This is a genomic window from Pseudomonas fluorescens (assembly GCF_030344995.1).
Classification (GTDB): domain Bacteria; phylum Pseudomonadota; class Gammaproteobacteria; order Pseudomonadales; family Pseudomonadaceae; genus Aquipseudomonas; species Aquipseudomonas fluorescens_BF.
In genome coordinates this window covers 1578497-1598162 of the sequence record NZ_CP128260.1, presented here as the reverse complement: position 1 = coordinate 1598162, position 19666 = coordinate 1578497, and the positions used below count along the sequence as shown (strand labels likewise).

Annotated in this window: 18 protein-coding genes; 3 read left to right on the top strand and 15 right to left on the bottom strand. The window is 59.9% G+C overall.

Annotated features, from left to right (window positions below; translation table 11 throughout):
- Nucleotides 1–94: 94 nt before the first annotated feature.
- Together mutS and fdxA are read left to right on the top strand one after the other, a co-directional pair.
- Nucleotides 95–2677, top strand: coding sequence for a DNA mismatch repair protein MutS (gene mutS / locus QR290_RS07080; protein WP_289204599.1), 2583 nt, complete (start codon nucleotides 95–97; stop codon nucleotides 2675–2677).
- Between the two features lie 163 nt (nucleotides 2678–2840).
- Nucleotides 2841–3164, top strand: coding sequence for a ferredoxin FdxA (fdxA, locus tag QR290_RS07075; protein ID WP_007908827.1), 324 nt, complete (start codon nucleotides 2841–2843; stop codon nucleotides 3162–3164).
- A 488-nt stretch (nucleotides 3165–3652) separates the two neighbouring features.
- Here fdxA and rpoS read toward each other — a convergent pair whose 3' ends face one another.
- From rpoS to QR290_RS07035, 8 genes are all read right to left on the bottom strand, one after another.
- Nucleotides 3653–4660 (bottom strand): RNA polymerase sigma factor RpoS, encoded by a 1008-nt coding sequence (gene rpoS / locus QR290_RS07070; RefSeq protein ID WP_007954831.1) that lies wholly within the window; start codon nucleotides 4658–4660, stop codon nucleotides 3653–3655.
- A 106-nt stretch (nucleotides 4661–4766) separates the two neighbouring features.
- Nucleotides 4767–5648, bottom strand: a complete 882-nt coding sequence (locus tag QR290_RS07065) for a peptidoglycan DD-metalloendopeptidase family protein (protein WP_115076734.1) — start codon at nucleotides 5646–5648, stop codon at nucleotides 4767–4769.
- A 211-nt stretch (nucleotides 5649–5859) separates the two neighbouring features.
- Complete coding sequence (locus tag QR290_RS07060) at nucleotides 5860–6495, bottom strand: protein-L-isoaspartate(D-aspartate) O-methyltransferase (RefSeq protein WP_170844894.1); 636 nt, start codon at nucleotides 6493–6495, stop codon at nucleotides 5860–5862.
- A gap of 41 nt (nucleotides 6496–6536) precedes the next feature.
- Nucleotides 6537–7286 (bottom strand): 5'/3'-nucleotidase SurE, encoded by a 750-nt coding sequence (gene surE / locus QR290_RS07055; RefSeq protein ID WP_085748122.1) that lies wholly within the window; start codon nucleotides 7284–7286, stop codon nucleotides 6537–6539.
- Complete coding sequence (gene truD / locus QR290_RS07050) at nucleotides 7274–8332, bottom strand: tRNA pseudouridine(13) synthase TruD (protein WP_115076732.1); 1059 nt, start codon at nucleotides 8330–8332, stop codon at nucleotides 7274–7276. The genes surE and truD overlap by 13 nt, the downstream gene beginning before the upstream one ends.
- Complete coding sequence (gene ispF / locus QR290_RS07045) at nucleotides 8329–8802, bottom strand: 2-C-methyl-D-erythritol 2,4-cyclodiphosphate synthase (protein WP_007954821.1); 474 nt, start codon at nucleotides 8800–8802, stop codon at nucleotides 8329–8331. The genes truD and ispF overlap by 4 nt, the downstream gene beginning before the upstream one ends.
- 43 nt (nucleotides 8803–8845) lie before the next feature.
- A complete protein-coding gene (gene fghA / locus QR290_RS07040; RefSeq protein ID WP_115076731.1) occupies nucleotides 8846–9691 on the bottom strand; it encodes an S-formylglutathione hydrolase in 846 nt (281 codons plus the stop codon).
- Between the two features lie 55 nt (nucleotides 9692–9746).
- A complete protein-coding gene (locus tag QR290_RS07035) occupies nucleotides 9747–10859 on the bottom strand; it encodes an S-(hydroxymethyl)glutathione dehydrogenase/class III alcohol dehydrogenase (RefSeq protein WP_115076730.1) in 1113 nt (370 codons plus the stop codon).
- Nucleotides 10860–10974: 115 nt separating this feature from the next.
- Here QR290_RS07035 and QR290_RS07030 point away from each other — a divergent pair, with 115 nt between their 5' ends.
- Entirely contained in the window at nucleotides 10975–11871 is an 897-nt protein-coding gene (locus QR290_RS07030) for a LysR substrate-binding domain-containing protein (RefSeq protein ID WP_115076729.1), read from the top strand.
- On the opposite strand, the gene ispD is transcribed toward QR290_RS07030, so the two are convergent.
- From ispD to QR290_RS06995, 7 genes are all read right to left on the bottom strand, one after another.
- A complete protein-coding gene (gene ispD / locus QR290_RS07025) occupies nucleotides 11868–12575 on the bottom strand; it encodes a 2-C-methyl-D-erythritol 4-phosphate cytidylyltransferase (RefSeq protein WP_115076728.1) in 708 nt (235 codons plus the stop codon). The two genes, QR290_RS07030 and ispD, sit on opposite strands and share 4 nt — an antisense overlap.
- Entirely contained in the window at nucleotides 12572–12850 is a 279-nt protein-coding gene (gene ftsB, locus QR290_RS07020) for a cell division protein FtsB (protein ID WP_003222158.1), read from the bottom strand. Before ftsB ends, ispD begins: the two co-directional genes overlap by 4 nt.
- 171 nt (nucleotides 12851–13021) lie before the next feature.
- Nucleotides 13022–14311, bottom strand: a complete 1290-nt coding sequence (gene eno / locus QR290_RS07015; protein WP_007954808.1) for a phosphopyruvate hydratase — start codon at nucleotides 14309–14311, stop codon at nucleotides 13022–13024.
- A gap of 156 nt (nucleotides 14312–14467) precedes the next feature.
- Nucleotides 14468–15313, bottom strand: a complete 846-nt coding sequence (gene kdsA / locus QR290_RS07010; RefSeq protein ID WP_289204598.1) for a 3-deoxy-8-phosphooctulonate synthase — start codon at nucleotides 15311–15313, stop codon at nucleotides 14468–14470.
- Between the two features lie 5 nt (nucleotides 15314–15318).
- A complete protein-coding gene (locus QR290_RS07005) occupies nucleotides 15319–16950 on the bottom strand; it encodes a CTP synthase (protein WP_115076726.1) in 1632 nt (543 codons plus the stop codon).
- Nucleotides 16951–17224: 274 nt separating this feature from the next.
- Nucleotides 17225–18553: a tRNA lysidine(34) synthetase TilS gene (gene tilS / locus QR290_RS07000; protein ID WP_289204597.1), complete on the bottom strand. Its 1329-nt coding sequence runs from the start codon at nucleotides 18551–18553 to the stop codon at nucleotides 17225–17227.
- A gap of 146 nt (nucleotides 18554–18699) precedes the next feature.
- On the bottom strand, nucleotides 18700–19647 hold the full coding sequence (locus tag QR290_RS06995; RefSeq protein ID WP_064379018.1) for an acetyl-CoA carboxylase carboxyltransferase subunit alpha: 948 nt from the start codon (nucleotides 19645–19647) through the stop codon (nucleotides 18700–18702).
- Between the last annotated feature and the right edge of the window lie 19 nt (nucleotides 19648–19666).

The following is a 19666-nucleotide window of genomic DNA, read 5'->3' as shown; positions in this document are numbered from 1 at the left end:
AGACCGCCCATGGTAACCTTGCGCCCATCGCGGAAAAGCCCGGCCACTGCCGCGCTTTTGCCCCACACCTTTGAACGAGTTGCCTGACAATCCGATGAATAAAGCCGTCTCCGACCTGTCCTCCCACACTCCGATGATGCAGCAGTACTGGCGCCTGAAAAATCAGCACCCGGACCAGCTGATGTTCTACCGCATGGGCGACTTCTACGAGATCTTCTACGAAGACGCGAAGAAGGCGGCCAAGTTGCTGGACATCACCCTGACCGCGCGCGGGCAGTCGGCGGGTCAGGCGATTCCGATGTGCGGGATTCCATATCACGCGGCGGAAGGCTATCTGGCGAAGCTGGTCAAGCTCGGCGAGTCGGTGGTGATCTGCGAGCAGGTTGGCGACCCGGCTACCAGCAAGGGTCCGGTGGAACGTCAGGTAGTACGGATCATCACTCCGGGTACGGTCAGCGACGAGGCGTTGCTGGATGAGCGTCGCGACAACCTGATCGCTGCGGTGCTGGGCGACGAGCGTCTGTTCGGCCTGGCCGTGCTGGATATCACCAGCGGCAACTTCACGGTGCTGGAGATCAAGGGCTGGGAAAATCTGCTGGCGGAGCTTGAGCGGGTCAACCCGGTCGAGTTGCTGATCCCGGATGACTGGCCGAAGGATCTGCCGGCGGAAAAACGCCGTGGCGTTCGTCGCCGCGCGCCGTGGGATTTCGAGCGCGACTCGGCGCTGAAAAGTCTCTGCCAGCAGTTTTCCACCCAGGACCTGAAAGGCTATGGCTGCGAAACCCTGACTCTGGCGATCGGCGCCGCCGGTTGCCTGCTGGCTTACGCCAAGGAAACCCAGCGCACCGCCCTGCCCCACCTGCGCAGCTTGCGTCATGAACGGCTGGACGACACCGTGGTGCTGGACGGCGCCAGCCGCCGCAACCTCGAACTCGATACCAACCTGACCGGCGGCCGCGACAACACTTTGCAATCGGTGGTCGACCGTTGCCAGACCGCCATGGGCAGCCGTTTGCTGACGCGCTGGCTCAACCGTCCACTGCGCGATCTGACCGTGCTACTGGCTCGTCAGACCTCGATCACTTGCCTGCTCGACCGTTATCGCTTTGAAAACCTGCAACCGCAGCTCAAGGAAATCGGCGATATCGAGCGGATTCTGGCGCGGATCGGCCTGCGCAATGCCCGCCCTCGCGACCTTGCTCGCCTGCGTGATGCACTCGGTGCCCTGCCTGAACTGCAAGTGGCGATGACCGATCTGGAAGCGCCGCACCTGCAACGTCTGGCGACCACCACCAGCACTTACCCGGAACTGGCGGCGCTGCTGGAAAAAGCCATCATCGACAACCCGCCGGCGGTCATCCGTGACGGCGGCGTGCTGAAAACCGGTTACGACAGCGAACTCGACGAGCTGCAATCGCTGAGCGAGAACGCGGGCCAGTTCCTGATCGATCTGGAAGCCCGGGAAAAGGCCCGTACCGGTCTGGCCAACCTGAAAGTCGGCTACAACCGCATCCACGGCTACTTCATCGAATTGCCGAGCAAGCAGGCTGAATCGGCGCCGGCAGATTACATCCGCCGCCAGACCCTCAAGGGTGCCGAGCGCTTCATCACGCCTGAGCTGAAAGAGTTCGAAGACAAGGCACTGTCGGCCAAGAGCCGTGCTCTGGCTCGCGAGAAGATGCTCTACGAAGCGCTGCTGGAAGACCTGATCAGCCAATTGCCACCGTTGCAGGACACTGCTGGCGCGCTGGCCGAGCTGGACGTGCTGAGCAACCTCGCCGAACGTGCGCTGAATCTCGACCTGAATTGCCCGACGTTCGTCAGCGAACCGTGCATGCGCATCTCCCAGGGCCGTCACCCGGTGGTCGAGCAAGTGCTGACCACGCCGTTCGTGGCCAACGACCTGAGCCTGGACGACAACACCCGCATGCTGGTGATCACCGGCCCGAACATGGGCGGTAAATCCACCTATATGCGCCAGACTGCACTGATCGTGCTGCTGGCACACATCGGCAGCTTCGTGCCGGCAGCCAGTTGCGAACTGTCGCTGGTGGACCGGATCTTCACCCGGATCGGTTCCAGCGATGACCTCGCCGGCGGGCGCTCGACCTTCATGGTGGAAATGAGCGAAACCGCGAACATCCTGCACAACGCCACCGAGCGCAGCCTGGTGCTGATGGACGAAGTCGGTCGCGGCACCAGTACCTTCGACGGTCTTTCCCTGGCGTGGGCAGCGGCCGAGCGTCTGGCACACCTGCGTGCCTATACTCTGTTTGCGACGCACTATTTCGAACTGACCGTGTTGCCGGAAGCCGAACCGCTGGTGGCCAACGTGCACCTCAACGCCACCGAGCACAACGAACGCATCGTGTTCCTGCACCACGTGTTGCCAGGGCCTGCGAGCCAGAGTTATGGCCTCGCGGTTGCACAATTGGCCGGTGTGCCGAGCGAAGTGATCGTGCGCGCTCGTGAGCATTTGAGCCGCCTGGAAGACACCGCACTGCCGCATGAAGCGCCGAAACCGGCCGCCAAGGGCAAACCGGCAACGCCGCAGCAGAGCGACATGTTTGCCAGCCTCCCGCATCCGGTACTGGATGAATTGGCCAAACTGGATCTGGATGACGTGACACCGCGTCGTGCACTCGAAATGCTCTATGCACTAAAGAACCGGATATAAGCACCGACGAACCGGATATAACGCAAACGGCTTCAAGCTGTTAGAATCTCGCGCGGTTCGGGATGCTGCTGGCTAATAGCCTGGCTGGCAGACATCGCTCCCGAACCTGGCGACCCCAACCGTGAAGGGGCAACGCTGCCGCCGCCTGAGGAGAAAATTAGAAATGACCTTCGTCGTCACCGACAACTGCATCAAGTGCAAGTACACCGACTGCGTAGAAGTCTGTCCGGTGGACTGCTTCTACGAAGGCCCGAACTTCCTGGTCATTCACCCGGACGAGTGCATCGACTGCGCCCTGTGCGAACCGGAATGCCCGGCCGTGGCCATTTTCTCCGAGGACGAAGTTCCGGAAGAGATGCAGGAGTTCATTCAGCTGAACGTTGAGCTGGCCGAGATCTGGCCGAACATCACCGAGAAGAAAGAATCGCTGCCGGATGCCGAAGAGTGGGATGGCGTCAAAGGCAAGATCAAAGACCTCGAACGCTGATCTGTCGCGCGTTTGAAGAAAAGGCCCCTCGCGGGCCTTTTTGCTTTTCCGGGTTTTGCTTTATTTCAGGCAAAAAAAGGGGCGGTTTGACCCGCCCACATTTTTTCCCTATTCCCTGTGTTCCTTTTCATCGTCCTGATGAATCGCTTCCTGCGATGTCCGTTCCCCTCCTCCTTGAAGGGCGTGTCTATCCGTCGACACAACCCAGATACTAGCGATTTCCCTCGCGGGGACAACTGGTCTCCAGCGCACGAACTTGTTGTCATAAGCCCTTAACCTTAAAAAATAACCATATAAATCATTAAGTTATGGATTAACGCTGAGCGCAATCGCCTTCAGCGGCAGTGTAAAAATAACGAACACTTACGATACAGTCAGCAAAGGCTTACAACGCGAACCTACAAGGTGGGAACGCCTCGCGCTTTCAGTACGCCAACAAAAAGCCCCGAACCAGTCGGGGCTTTTTGCATAGCGGTCATACGAGCGGCTTATTGAAACAGCGACTCGCTCGACAGGCCGTTTTTCTCGAGAATTTCCCGAAGGCGTTTGAGGCCTTCCACCTGGATCTGTCTCACCCGTTCCCGGGTCAGGCCGATCTCCAGGCCCACATCTTCCAGCGTGCTGCTCTCGTGGCCGCGCAGGCCGAAGCGGCGCACGACCACCTCGCGTTGCTTGTCGGTCAGTTCCGAGAGCCATTGATCGATGCTCTGCGACAGGTCGTCATCCTGCAGCAGTTCACATGGATCGGTCGGACGGTCATCCGTCAGGGTGTCGAGCAGGGTTTTATCCGAATCCGGACCCAGCGAGACGTCGACCGAAGAAACCCGCTCGTTCAGGCCCAGCATGCGCTTGACCTCGCCCACCGGTTTTTCCAGCAGGTTGGCGATTTCTTCGGGTGAAGGTTCGTGATCGAGCTTTTGCGTCAGCTCCCGTGCAGCCCGCAGGTACACGTTGAGCTCCTTGACCACATGGATCGGCAACCGGATGGTCCGGGTCTGATTCATGATCGCGCGTTCGATGGTCTGACGAATCCACCAGGTCGCGTAGGTCGAGAAGCGGAAGCCGCGCTCGGGATCGAACTTTTCCACCGCGCGGATCAGTCCGAGGTTGCCCTCTTCGATCAGATCCAGCAGCGACAGCCCCCGATTGACGTAACGCCGGGCGATTTTGACCACCAGCCGCAGGTTACTTTCAATCATGCGCTTGCGTCCGGCAGGGTCGCCACTTTGCGACAAGCGCGCAAAATGAACTTCTTCTTCCGGAGAGAGCAGTGGAGAAAAGCCGATTTCGTTGAGGTACAGCTGCGTGGCATCGAGTGCCCGAGTGTAATCGATGTACTTGTGTTGCTTAAGCGAAGCGGAGTGTTTGGATTTGGCACGAACGGAAGGTGGAGCAGCCCCTTCATCATTCGACATCGAATCCGAATCGATGCCGGTCTCCATCAGGAGAACCTCATCGTCGATGTCAAACTCCGGCACTTCTTTACTGAGAGCCATTGTTATAGTCCTTTGGTGAGTTCGACCCCAAGCTCAAGCGGCGCCTTTATCCTTGGCAACGCTGGAGCCTGTCCCCTCTACGTGAAGGAACAGGCTGGTCTGCAAATCAACGTCTTGGCAGGAACTGCAGCGGATCTACAGGTTTACCTTGTCGGCGAATCTCAAAATGCAGTTTCACCCGGTCTGTACCCGTTGACCCCATTTCGGCAATTGTCTGTCCGACCTTGACCTGCTGCCCCTCCCGTACCAACAGCCGACGGTTGTGTCCGTAAGCACTGACGTAGGTTTCGCTGTGTTTGATGATGACTAATTCGCCGTAGCCCCTTAAGCCACTCCCGGCGTAAACCACCGTCCCATCAGACGCAGCTAAAACAGGCTGTCCCAAATCTCCGGCGATATCAATTCCTTTATTCAAACTACCGTTTGAAGAGAATTTACCAATCAGAATGCCATTAGATGGCCATCCCCAGCCGGTCGGGGCCGGGCCCGGTGGAGGCAGTGGAGCGGGTGCTGGCTTGCTGGCGACGGACGGTACAACCGTGGTGGAAGCCGCGCCGGACCCCGTGGTTGTGGTGGTCGTCGTGCCATTTGCCTGGCGCCGGATAACCGTGGTTTTGCTGGACGAAGACGCTGAAGAACCGGAGTTGCTGACGACCGCCGTCGACGTTGAACCTGTGCGACCGTCGAAGCGAATCGTCTGACCCGGATGGATCGTGTATGGCGTAGGAATATTGTTCCGGGCGGCGAGGGCTTTGTAGTCCCAGCCGTAGCGAAAAGCGATGGAAAACAACGTATCGCCCGGACGGACTACATACTGCCCGGTCGTTACGACCGGACGCTGGGCCACCGCATTGTTGCGATCGACGACCCGGACGTTGTTCGATTTTGTGCTGGAGCAACCGACCAGCAAGGTGCTCAAGACAAGGCCAGTCACCAGGCGCTGAAAGCTCGTGTTACCCATACGCTGCGCAATGACTGTGAGACTCACCCGCCGCTCCCTTTGTGGTGGCTGAAAAATGTGGAATGCCGATTCCGGCATGAAACTTCGCAAGTATAACGGGCGCAACCGGCTTTACCTTTATAGAAGCGTTATCGCTCGGCGCACACGTTTGCCTGTAGACGATCCATTCTGTTTAAACACTCGCTGCCGCTGTAAGACAGGCGCGCTCGACAGGAATTCAGCGGCCCCGAACAAATGCTCAGGCCAGCGGACCGTTGAGCAATGGCACGAAACGCACCGCGCCCAGAACGTGTCGGGAGAAGCCGTTTTCTTCGCGCACGATCAGCATCAATTGCTGCACTTCACCCGAGCCGACCGGGATTACCATCCGCCCGCCCGGTGCCAGTTGATCCAGCAAAGCCTGAGGCACATCGGTCGCCACAGCGGTGACGATAATGCCGTTGTACGGCGCCAGCGCCGGCCAGCCTTCCCAGCCATCACCCCAACGAAACACCACGTTGCGCAGATTGAGCTCGACCAGGCGTTCCTTGGCCCGATCCTGCAGCACCTTGATGCGCTCGACCGAGAACACCCGCTCGACGAGCTGCGACAACACCGCCGTCTGGTAACCGGAACCGGTGCCGATCTCCAGTACTTTATCCAGCGGCCCGGCCTCCAGCAGCAGCTCGCTCATGCGCGCCACCATATAAGGCTGGGAAATGGTCTGGTTGTTGCCGATCGGCAGCGCGGTGTCCTCATAGGCACGGTGCGCCAGCGCTTCATCGACGAACAGGTGTCGCGGGGTGCGACGGATCACTTCCAGTACGCTGGCGTTGGAAACACCCTCTTCGTACAGACGCTGGATCAGGCGCTCTCGGGTTCGCTGGGACGTCATCCCGATGCCGCTGCGCAGCCTGTCGTCTTGTTCACGAGCCATCAGTTGAGACCCTCCAGCCAGCCGTCGAGACTTCTGAAGGCATCATTGAAGGTGCGATCGAGCTGCAACGGAGTGATGGATACGTAACCCTGCATGACCGCATGGAAATCGGTGCCGGGCCCGCCGTCTTCCGCGTCACCCGCTGCAGCGATCCAGTAACCGGCCTTGCCGCGCGGGTCCACGACTTTCATCGGTGCCGCCGCACGGGCGCGATGGCCGAGACGGGTCAGTTGAATGCCGCGAATGTGATCGATCGGCAGATTCGGAATGTTCACGTTCAACACCGTGCGCGGTGGCAAATCGAGCCCGGCGTGGGCCTCGACCAGTTTGCGCGCAAAGTAGGCGGCCGTGGGCAAGTTGTCGACCTGCCGCGAAACCAGCGAGAAGGCAAAGGACGGGCGCTCGAGAAAGCGGCCCTCGAGGGCCGCTGCCACCGTCCCGGAATACAGCACGTCGTCACCCAGGTTGGCGCCCAGGTTGATACCCGAAACCACCATGTCCGGCTGGCGTTCCAGCAAACCGTTGAGCCCCAGATGGACGCAGTCGGTCGGCGTGCCATTGAGGCTGATAAAACCGTTGGCCAGGTATTGCGGGTGCAGCGGACGGTCGAGTGTCAGCGAACTGCTGGCACCGCTCTTGTCCTGTTCCGGGGCGATAACCACGCACTCGGTGTAATCCGCCAGCGCAGCATAAAGCGCGGCAAGACCGGGCGCAGTCACCCCATCGTCGTTAGAAATCAGAATACGCATGGGCTGTCCGTCTGCCCCACCGGCACCAGATCAACGAGTTCGCGCACCAATACGGTGGCGAAGCATCCGGCCGGGAGGACGAATTCCAGTTGCAGAATGTCAGGCTCGGGATAATGCCACGTCAACCCGCCAATGGGCAGCCGCAGGATGCGACGTTCGTGGCTCATACCGGCATTAATCAACCAATCGCGCAGATCCGCCTCGCGTGCGGCAATCCCCTGCTCCAGATCATGGACAACCCCGGCCGCCGGCGAGTCACCTTCGCCCCACTGCGGGCCGGTCGGATGCAGGTCGAGAATCGCCAGGCGCGGATCACTACACTCGGCTTCACCTGCCGGGAAAAAGCTGCGGCTGTCGGTAAACGCCAGCAGATCGCCGACCTGCGCGCGCTGCCAGGTGCCATCGGCCACCCGCGCTGCGAGCACCTGATTGAACAGAAAACTGCGCGCGGTCGACAGCAGGCGCGAACGCACATTGCGCTGTTCCGGCAGGGCCTTGCGCGCGGCCCACGAACGAGCATCGACGACGTTGCCGCCGTCGTGGCCGAAACGCTGGGCGCCGAAGTAGTTCGGGATGCCTTGTTTGGCGATCAGTTGCAGACGCTCGTCGATGGCGGCCTTATCGCCATTGAACTGGGTCAGGCGCAGCGTGAAACCGTTGGCCGAATGCGCACCGCGCTGCAACTTGCGCTTGTGGCGGGTGGTCCTGAGGATTTTCAGCGTGTCGTTTTCCGCCGCCGAAAGATCCGGATCGGCCTTGCCCGGTAGTTGCACGCTGAACCACTGACGGGTCAGCGCCTGACGATCTTTCAGCCCGGCGTAACTCACCGTACGCAGCGGCACACCGGCGGCCTTGGCGATACGGCGCGCGGCCTCTTCCGTATTCAGGCCACGCTTTTCCACCCAGATCCAAAGGTGCTCGCCGTCACCGCTGAACGGAATATCGAGGACTTCATCGACCTGGAAATCTTCGGCGATGGCTTTCAGTACCGCGGTGCCGAGGGCATCGCCATAGGCGCGCGGGCCGAGCAGTTGCAGTTCGTTCATGCGCGCAGCAACAAGGCAACGGAATGCACGGCGATGCCTTCTTCGCGACCAACGAAGCCGAGCTTCTCGGTGGTGGTGGCTTTCACGTTCACTTGATCCAGTTCTACTTGCAGATCCGCGGCAATCAGCGCGCGCATCGATTCGATATGGGGAGCCATCTTCGGTGCCTGGGCAACGATGGTGTTGTCGACGTTGCCGACCTTCCAGCCTTTGGCGTGGATCAGGCTGACCACATGACGCAACAGCACACGACTGTCGGCGCCCTTGAATTGCGGGTCGGTGTCCGGGAAATGCTTGCCGATGTCACCGAGCGCAGCCGCGCCGAGCAAGGCATCGCTCAAGGCGTGCAGCAGGACGTCACCATCGGAGTGAGCGAGCAGCCCGAAGCCGTGTGCGATTCGCACGCCGCCCAGAGTAATGAAATCGCCTTCAGCGAAACGGTGCACATCATAGCCGTGGCCAATACGCATAAAAAAACGCCCCGAATTTTGTCAGGGCGTGATTCTACCTGCATTAACCCTTCAGGGCGCGTGCGTGATGCTGCAAGTGGTCGTCAATGAAGCTGGCGATGAAGAAATAGCTGTGGTCGTAGCCCGGTTGCAGGCGCAACGTCAGCGGATGACCCGCTTGTTTTGCCGCTTGTTGCAGCGCTTCGGGTTTGAGTTGGGTAGCGAGGAAATCGTCGCGATCACCCTGATCGACCAGCAGTGGCAGCTTCTCCTGAGCTTCGGCGATCAGCGCACAGGCATCCCACTCGCGCCACTTCGAACGGTCTTCACCCAGATAACGGGAGAACGCCTTCTGGCCCCACGGGCAATCCATCGGATTGTTGATCGGTGAAAACGCCGACACCGACTGATAACGCCCCGGATTGCGCAACGCACAGACCAGCGCACCGTGACCGCCCATGGAATGGCCGCTGATGCTGCGCTTGTCCGAGGCCGGGAAATGCGCCTCAACCAGTGAAGGCAATTCCTGCACGACGTAGTCATGCATCCGATAATGCCGCGACCAGGGTTCCTGCGTGGCATTCAGATAAAACCCGGCACCCAGACCGAAATCCCAGGCCCCGTCAGGATCACCCGGTACATCCGGGCCGCGCGGGCTGGTGTCCGGCGCCACGATGATCAGGCCGAGCTCGGCCGCCATGCGCATGGCGCCGGCCTTCTGCATGAAGTTCTCGTCCGTGCAGGTCAGGCCCGACAGCCAGTACAGCACCGGCAGCTTGCCGCCCTGCTCCGCCTGCGGCGGCAGGTACACGGCGAACACCATGTCGCAGCCCAGCACCTCGGAGCGATGGCGATAGCGCTTGTGCCAGCCGCCGAAACTCTTCTGACAGGAGATGTTTTCCAGACTCATGTAGGACTCCTACACTGCCACGGCTGCACATCGGCAGCCGGGGCATCGCGATTGATCAGAAATGAATGACGGTGCGGATGCTCTTGCCTTCGTGCATCAGGTCGAAGGCCTTGTTGATGTCTTCCAGGCCCATGGTGTGGGTGATGAAAGTATCCAGCGGGATTTCGCCGCTTTGCGCCATGTCGACATAGCTTGGCAGCTCGGTACGGCCACGCACGCCGCCGAACGCCGAACCGCGCCAGACGCGACCGGTCACCAACTGGAACGGACGGGTGGCGATTTCCTGGCCGGCACCGGCCACGCCGATAATGACCGACTCGCCCCAGCCTTTGTGGCAGCACTCGAGGGCTGCGCGCATCAGTTGCACATTGCCGATGCATTCGAAGGAGAAGTCGACGCCGCCGTCGGTCATGTCGACGATCACTTCCTGGATCGGACGATCGAAATCTTTCGGGTTCACGCAGTCGGTAGCACCCAATTGTTTGGCGATTTCGAACTTGGCCGGGTTGATGTCGATGGCGATGATGCGCGCGGCCTTGGCCTTCACTGCGCCAATCACGGCCGACAGACCGATGCCGCCGAGACCGAAGATGGCCACGGTGTCACCCGGTTTCACCTTGGCGGTGTTGATCACTGCGCCAATACCGGTGGTCACGCCGCAACCGAGCAGGCAGACCTTTTCCAGCGGCGCATCCTTGGAAATCTTGGCCACGGAAATTTCCGGCAGCACGGTGTACTCGGAGAAGGTCGAGGTACCCATGTAGTGGAAAATCGTTTGGCCCTTGTAGGAAAAGCGCGAAGTGCCGTCCGGCATCAGGCCCTTGCCCTGAGTGGCGCGAATGGCCTGACACAGGTTGGTCTTGCCCGACTTACAGAATTTGCACTGGCCGCATTCCGGGGTGTACAGCGGAATGACGTGGTCGCCAACGGCCACGGAAGTCACGCCTTCGCCGATCGCTTCAACGATGGCGCCACCTTCGTGGCCGAGGATCGACGGGAAGATACCTTCCGGGTCAGCGCCGGACAGGGTGTAAGCGTCAGTGTGGCAAACCCCGGAAGCCACCACGCGCAGCAACACTTCACCGGCCTTGGGCATGGCGACATCGACTTCTACGATTTCCAGCGGCTTTTTGGCCTCGAAGGCAACGGCGGCGCGCGACTTGATCATGCTGACTCTCCAGTGAATCCATTGAATAAAAACCAGACAGGGAGTGTAGTCCAGCGCTGCTTGATGAATAATCCGGACAAAAGCAAAACATTATTGCCATACAGGGATAATCCCGATGTCCGAAAACCGCTGGGAAGGTATCGACGAGTTCGTCGCCGTTGCCGAATGCAGCCAGTTCACCGCCGCCGCCGAACGCCTGGGTGTTTCTTCCTCGCATGTCAGTCGACAAATCGTACGACTGGAAGAGCGTTTGCAGACGCGACTGCTGTATCGCAGCACCCGGCGTGTCACCTTGACCGAAGCCGGCCAGACCTTCCTGCAACATTGCCAGCGTCTGCAGGATGGTCGCGAAGAAGCACTGCGTGCGGTCGGCGACCTGACCAGCGAACCCAAAGGCATGCTGCGCATGACCTGCGCCGTGGCCTATGGCGAGCGCTTCATCGTGCCGCTGGTGACGCGATTCATGGGGCACTATCCGCAACTGCGCATCGACATTGAACTGACCAACCGCCAACTCGATCTGGTGCATGAAGGCCTCGACTTGGCGATTCGGCTTGGGCGTCTTCAGGATTCCCGACTGGTGGCGACTCGCCTTGCACCGCGGCGTATGTATCTGTGCGCGTCGCCTTCTTACCTGGAACGGTACGGGCGCCCACACAGTTTGTCGGAACTGGGTCGGCACAATTGCCTGATCGGCAGCTCGGATATCTGGCAGCTGGAACAGAACGGGCGGGAATTTTCCCAGCGGGTTCAGGGAAACTGGCGCTGCAACAGTGGGCAAGCGGTACTGGATGCGGCGCTGCAAGGCGTCGGCCTGTGTCAGTTACCGGACTATTACGTGCTGGAGCACCTGCACAGCGGTGCGTTGATCTCTTTGCTGGAGGCGCATCAACCGCCGAATACGGCGGTGTGGGCGCTGTATCCGCAGCAACGGCACTTGTCGCCGAAGGTGCGCAAGCTGGTGGATTTTCTCAAGAAAGGTTTGGCCGAACGGCCGGAGTACCGGATTTAACGACGGTTGGCCCAGCGCTGGCGCAACCATTCCAGGTCTTCGGGGCGGGTGACTTTCAGATTGTCCGCGCGGCCTTCGATCAGACGCGGAGCCAACCCGGCCCACTCCATCGCCGAGGCTTCGTCGGTGATAATCGCATCCGCCACCAGACTGTCCGCTAAAGCTCGATGCAAGGCACCGAGGCGGAACATCTGCGGCGTATAGGCTTGCCAGATCACGCTACGATCCACGGTTTCCACCACTCGACCATGCTTGTCGACCCGTTTCAGGGTGTCCTTCGCTGGTACGGCCAGCAAGCCGCCGACCGGATCGTTTGCCAGCTCAGCGAGCAATTTGTCGAGATCGTAACGGCTCAGATTGGGCCGTGCCGCATCATGGACCAGCACCCAGTCCTCGTCGTCGGCACCTTGGGCGTGCAGATGAAGCAAGGCATTGAGCACCGAGCCCGAACGTTCAGCGCCACCATCGACCCGTTGAATTCGCGGATCGCTGGCGCTGGCCAGGGTCGGCCAATAAGGATCATCGACAGCAAGACTGACCACCAACCCCTTGAGGCTCGGGTGATCAAGGAAACAGCCGAGGCTGTGTTCGAGAATTGTGCGCCCGCCCAGTTGCAGGTATTGCTTGGGACGGTCCGCGGCCATACGGGCACCGACGCCCGCGGCAGGAATCACGGCCCAGAAGGCCGGCAGGGAATCGATCATTGGGCCAACTGGTAAAGGGTTTCGCCGTCCTTGACCATGCCCAGTTCGTGACGAGCCCGCTCTTCAACGGTCTCCATGCCTTTCTTCAACTCGCTGACTTCAGCGTCCATCACCCGGTTGCGCTCCAGCAAGGCTTCGTTCTCGGCGTGTTGATCAGCAATCTGCTGATTCAGTTCGGCGACTTGCGCCAGACTGCCATTGCCCACCCACAGGCGGTACTGCAGACCGGCCAGCAGCAAGAGCAAAACGAGAAACAACCAGTAAGGACTGCGCATCGAATATCAGGTATCCAGTGAAAAAAGACAGCCACGCAAAAACTTTGAAGCATCTGATAGCACGAAGCCTGGAAAATCCAGGCTTGTGCATATAAGGCATCAGATTAGTGGCAAATCCATCGCTGTCACGACTTTTCCGACACAATCCGGTGTCTTTTTACCATCTACAACTTAACCGCGAAACTCGGAGCGACCGTTGTACTTGGCTTTGCCATTCAACTGCTCTTCGATACGCAGCAGTTGGTTGTACTTGGAAACGCGGTCGGAACGGCACAGCGAACCGGTCTTGATCTGGCCAGCCGAAGTACCCACGGCCAGGTCGGCAATGGTCGAATCTTCGGTTTCGCCCGAACGGTGCGAGATCACGGCGGTGTAACCGGCAGCCTTGGCCATCTGGATGGCTTCCAGGGTTTCGGTCAGGGTGCCGATCTGGTTGAACTTGATCAGGATCGAGTTGGCGATCTTTTTATCGATGCCTTCTTTCAGGATCTTGGTGTTGGTCACGAACAGGTCGTCACCTACCAGTTGGGTCTTCTCGCCGATCTTGTCGGTGAGGATTTTCCAGCCAGCCCAGTCGGACTCGTCCAGGCCGTCTTCGATCGAGATGATCGGGTAACGCTCGGTCAGACCTTTCAGGTAGTCGGCGAAACCTTCAGCGGTGAACACCTGGCCTTCGCCGGACAGGTTGTACTTGCCGTCTTCGAAGAATTCGCTGGCCGCGCAGTCCAGAGCCAGGGTCACGTCGGTGCCCAGCTTGTAACCGGCGTTGGCAACAGCTTCGGAGATCACTTTCAGTGCGTCTTCGTTGGAAGCCAGGTTCGGTGCGAAACCGCCTTCGTCACCGACAGCAGTGCTCAGGCCACGGGCCTTCAGCACAGCTTTCAGGTGATGGAAAATCTCGGTGCCCATGCGCAGACCTTCCGAGAAAGACTTGGCGCCAACCGGCTGAACCATGAATTCCTGGATGTCGACGTTGTTGTCGGCGTGTTCGCCACCGTTGATGATGTTCATCATCGGAACCGGCATCGAGTACACACCCGGGGTGCCGTTCAGGTTGGCGATGTGAGCGTACAGCGGCAGGTCCTGATCCTGTGCAGCCGCCTTGGCCGCAGCCAGGGACACGGCGAGGATGGCGTTGGCGCCCAGGGTCGCTTTGTTTTCAGTACCGTCCAGCTTGATCATCGCGTGATCCAGGGCTTTCTGGTCGCTTGGGTCGGTGCCCAGCAGCAGATCGCGGATCGGACCATTGATGTTGGCTACCGCCTTGAGCACGCCCTTGCCCAGGTAACGGCTCTTGTCGCCATCACGCAGCTCGAGCGCTTCACGCGAGCCAGTGGATGCACCGGACGGCGCGCAAGCGCTGCCGATGATGCCGTTGTCGAGAAGCACGTCCGCTTCCACGGTGGGATTGCCACGGGAGTCGAGAACTTCACGACCTTTGATGTCGACGATTTTTGCCATTGTTGTAAACACTCCAAAGTTGACGAAAACGACGCAGCTAGAGGAAATCTTTTGACCGTCGGCAAGTGGTGTGCAGCGGGCAGCTTGCAGACGACAACGCTCATACCCGAGGGCATGAGCGACAAATCGTGCGGTACTTTACCGGAGAATTGAGGTTTACGCGGTTTCTACCGTCGGAAAACTCTTCACCAGTTCGTCCAGGGCTTTGAGCTGGGCCAGGAATGGCTCCAGTTTGTCCAGACGCAAGGCGCAAGGGCCGTCGCATTTGGCGTTGTCCGGATCCGGGTGCGCTTCGAGGAACAGGCCCGCCAGCGACTGGCTCATGCCAGCCTTGGCCAGGTCGGTGACCTGGGCGCGGCGACCGCCGGCGGAGTCGGAACGACCGCCAGGCATTTGCAGCGAATGGGTCACGTCGAAGAATACCGGGTACTCGAACTGCTTCATGATGCCGAAGCCGAGCATGTCGACCACGAGGTTGTTGTAGCCGAAGCTCGAACCGCGCTCGCAGAGGATCAACTGATCGTTACCCGCTTCCACGCACTTGTTCAGGATGTGTTTCATTTCCTGAGGCGCGAGGAACTGGGCTTTCTTGATGTTGATGACAGCATTGGTCTTGGCCATCGCGACGACCAGATCAGTCTGACGCGACAGGAAGGCCGGCAGCTGGATGATGTCGCAGACCTCGGCGACGACCGCGGCCTGGTCAGGCTCGTGGACGTCGGTGATGATCGGCACGCCAAAGGCTTGTTTGATGTCCTGGAAGATGCGTATGCCCTCTTCCAGGCCAGGACCGCGATAGGAGGTCACAGAAGAACGGTTGGCCTTGTCGAAGCTGGCCTTGAACACGTACGGGATACCGAGTTTTTCGGTGACCTTCACGTACTCTTCGCAAACCTGCATGGCCATGTCACGGCTTTCCAGCACGTTCATGCCGCCGAACAGCACCATGGGTTTGTCGTTGGCAATCTCGATGTCGCCGACGCGGATGATCTTCTGTGCCATCGGGGTTACGCCTTCTTCTGGTGTTGAGCCAATGCCGCTTTGACGAAGCCGCTGAACAGCGGATGGCCATCGCGTGGCGTCGAGGTGAACTCAGGGTGGAACTGGCAAGCGACGAACCATGGATGATCCGGAGCTTCGACCACTTCAACCAGCGCAGCATCGGAAGAACGACCGGAAATCTTCAGGCCGGCCTCGATGATTTGCGGCAGCAGGTTGTTGTTCACTTCGTAACGGTGACGATGACGCTCGACAATCACATCCTTGCCGTAGCAGTCGTGCACCATGGAGCCGGCTTCGAGCAGGCATTCCTGAGCGCCGAGGCGCATGGTGCCGCCCAGGTCGGACGCTTCGGTACGGGTTTCGACTGCACCGGTGGCGTCTTCCCACTCGGTGATCAGGCCGACAACCGGATGGCCGCTGGCACGATCGAACTCGGTGGAGTTGGCGTCTTTCCAGCCCAGCACGTTACGGGCGAACTCGATGACCGCCACTTGCATGCCCAGGCAGATACCCAGGTATGGAACCTTGTTTTCGCGAGCGTATTGAACGGCAGTGATCTTGCCTTCCACGCCACGCAGACCGAAGCCGCCCGGTACGAGGATCGCGTCGACGCCTTCCAGCAGCGCGGTGCCCTGGTTCTCGATGTCTTCGGAATCGATGTAGCGCAGGTTGACCTTGGTACGGTTGGTGATGCCGGCGTGACTCATCGCTTCGATCAGCGACTTGTAGGCGTCCAGCAGTTCCATGTACTTGCCGACCATCGCGATGGTGACTTCGTGCTCCGGGTTCAGCTTGGCATCGACGACCTTTTCCCACTCGGACAGGTCGGCACCATTGCATTGCAGGCCGAAACGCTCGACGACGAAATCGTCCAGACCCTGAGCGTGCAGCACGGCCGGGATCTTGTAGATGGTGTCGACGTCTTCCAGGGAGATCACCGCACGCTCTTCAACGTTGGTGAACAGCGCGATCTTGCGACGCGACGACACATCCACCGGATGGTCGGAGCGGCAGATCAGCACGTCTGGCTGCAGACCGATCGAACGCAGCTCTTTTACCGAGTGCTGGGTCGGCTTGGTCTTGGTCTCGCCAGCGGTGGCGATGTACGGAACCAGGGTCAGGTGCATCAGCATCGCGCGCTTGGAACCGACTTCCACACGCAGTTGGCGGATGGCTTCGAGGAACGGTTGCGATTCGATGTCGCCAACGGTACCGCCGATTTCCACCAGGGCCACGTCGGCATCGCCGGCGCCCTTGATGATGCGACGCTTGATTTCGTCAGTGATGTGCGGAATCACCTGGATGGTTGCACCCAGGTAGTCACCACGGCGCTCTTTGCGCAGCACGTGTTCGTAGACACGACCGGTGGTGAAGTTGTTGTTCTGGGTCATGGTCGTGCGGATGAACCGCTCGTAGTGGCCCAGGTCCAGGTCGGTCTCGGCGCCGTCGTGGGTGACGAATACTTCACCGTGCTGGAACGGGCTCATGGTGCCCGGGTCGACGTTGATGTACGGATCCAGCTTCAGCATGGTGACCTTAAGCCCCCGCGCCTCCAGGATGGCCGCCAATGAAGCCGATGCAATGCCTTTCCCCAAAGAAGAAACAACACCGCCCGTGACGAATATGTAGCGCGTCATGAAAAACCCTAGAAGTCTGCGTTAAAGCGGTCCGAGCCGCCGGGGAAAGCGAAGGAAGGCCGAAGCCCCCGATCACCTGCATTAATCACAGTGCACCTTTCAAAAAAACCGCCGCGTTGGGACAGACCGGAAGTGAAAACACCGGTACGTTGCTCGCTACACATTTTTTGGAATCGCCCAGCAAAGACTGCTTGGTAATCGGCAACTCCTGCAATTCAGGCGAATCCACAGAAGTTGTATCAAGAAGGGAGCGTAGTCTACCGGAATGCCCCCTTCATCTCAAACCTTGATCTTCGTCCGAAGGCTGCCAATGCAATCGCCAGCCTTCCAGCGCATTGCCGTCGAGCCCCGGCAGGTTCGCCACGGCGAGCAATTCTTCACCGCGAAACAGCAGCGGCAATCTGCCACGCACGGAACCCGGCACCGCGCGCTCATTTAGCAGGCGCTTGAGATCGCGATGGCCGCGACCCGCCAGTTCCATCACCTCGCCGCCCTGCCGGTAGCGGATGTGCAGCGGCCCGGCGGGAGTCTGGCCGATGAACATGACACGTCCGTTATCGGGCAAGCGTAGCGCTGACGACAGGTCATGCCAGTCGCCGCTGACCACTGGTGCGCGTAGCCATTGTCCGCTGAGCCACCACAGGCGACCAGCGCTTCGGTGCAGCTCGCCATCCGCCAGACGCCAGATGGGTGAGGCATCGTTGCCGGCATCACGCAGGGCCGTCCAACCCGACCAATGGTCGGTATCCGGCAGTCGGGTCAGCGGCTCAAGCCAGTGACTGAGTGCATTGCGCTGGCGCGCATCGGACAACCCCGCGATGACCGCGAATTCCAGTGACGGCAATCCCGACCACTCGAACTTCCTGGATGAACTCGCTTGAGCCAGATCAATCTGCGCCAGCTCATCGAGCAAACCTTGCGCCTCACGCAAATGTGCCGCACTGCGGGCCATGCTGGCATGTGCCTGCGGCCAGCGACCGGTCAGCAGCGGCATGACCTGATGGCGCAGATAATTGCGCGAGAACTGTCGATCCTGATTCGACGGATCCTCGATCCAACGCAGACCATGGTCGTGCGCATAGGCCTCCAGCTCCGCCCGCGTGACGTCGAGCAACGGCCGAACCAGACAGCCCTGCCCCAGCGCTCGCGTGACCGGCATACCGGACAGCCCACGCACACCGGCGCCACGCAGCAGGCGGAACAACAGCGTTTCGGCCTGATCGTCGCGGTGCTGCCCGGTCAGCAACACATCATTGGTCTGGGTCGCCGCACTGAACGCTGCATAGCGCGAATCCCGCGCCGCCCGCTCCACACTCGCCCCCGGCTGCACCTGCACACGCACCACTTGCAATGGCACCGACAGCTCATCGCAGACAGCCTGACAATGCGCCGGCCATGCGTCAGCCACAGACTGGAGGCCGTGATGGACATGGATTGCGCTTAGCGCGGGAATAGATTGGGTTTTGGCGAGATTGGCCAGGAGGTGCAGCAGGACGGTGGAATCGAGGCCACCGGAAAAGGCGACGCGCCAATGGGAAGCACCGAGCCAGGGCTTGAGATTGCGCAGAAGCCTGGAAGGCAAATCAATCGAGGGCTGACCCATTTTTCTACCTTTTCACAAACCAAATGTGGGAGCGGGCTTGCTCGCGAACGCGGTGAAACAGCCAACACAGTCGTTGAATGTTACATCGCATTCGCGGGCAAGCCCGCTCCCACAGTGTTTTGTATCGATGGCCGAAACGGCTCGACTTAGAGACCGTAGCTCATCAGACGATCGTAACGACGCTTGAGCAGCGCTTCGTTGTCGAACTTCTTCAACATCGCCAGTTGCGAGCTCAACTCGGCGCGGATCGAGGCGGCGGCCGCAGCCGGATCACGGTGAGCGCCGCCCAGAGGCTCGCTGATCACCTTGTCGACAATGCCCAGGCCTTTCAGGCGCTCGGCAGTGATGCCCATCGCTTCAGCAGCATCCGGCGCCTTCTCTGCGGTTTTCCACAGAATCGAAGCGCAACCTTCCGGCGAGATCACCGCGTAGGTCGAGTACTGCAGCATGTTCAGCTGGTCGCACACGCCGATTGCCAGCGCACCGCCGGAACCGCCTTCACCAATCACGGTTGCGATGATCGGGGTTTTCAGGCGAGCCATGACACGCAGGTTCCAGGCGATCGCTTCGCTCTGGTTACGCTCTTCGGCGTCGATGCCAGGGTAGGCACCCGGGGTGTCGATGAAAGTCAGGATCGGCATCTTGAAACGCTCGGCCATTTCCATCAGGCGACAAGCCTTGCGGTAGCCTTCCGGACGCGGCATGCCGAAGTTGCGGCGTACCTTTTCACGCACTTCACGGCCCTTCTGGTGGCCGATCACCATCACTGGCTGGTCTTCCAGACGTGCCACGCCGCCCACAATGGCCGCGTCGTCGGAGAAGTGACGGTCACCGTGCAGTTCGTCGAACTCGGTGAAGATGTGGTCGATGTAGTCCAGGGTGTAAGGACGTTTCGGGTGACGTGCCAGACGTGCGATCTGCCAGCTGGTCAGCTTGCCGAAGATGTCCTCGGTCAGCGTCTTGCTCTTGTCCTGCAGGCGGGAGATCTCATCGCCGATATTCAGCGAATTGTCATTACCGACCAAGCGCAACTCTTCGATCTTGGCTTGCAGGTCGGCGATCGGCTGTTCGAAATCTAGAAAATTCGGGTTCATAGGCGTCCGTCTTGGGTCG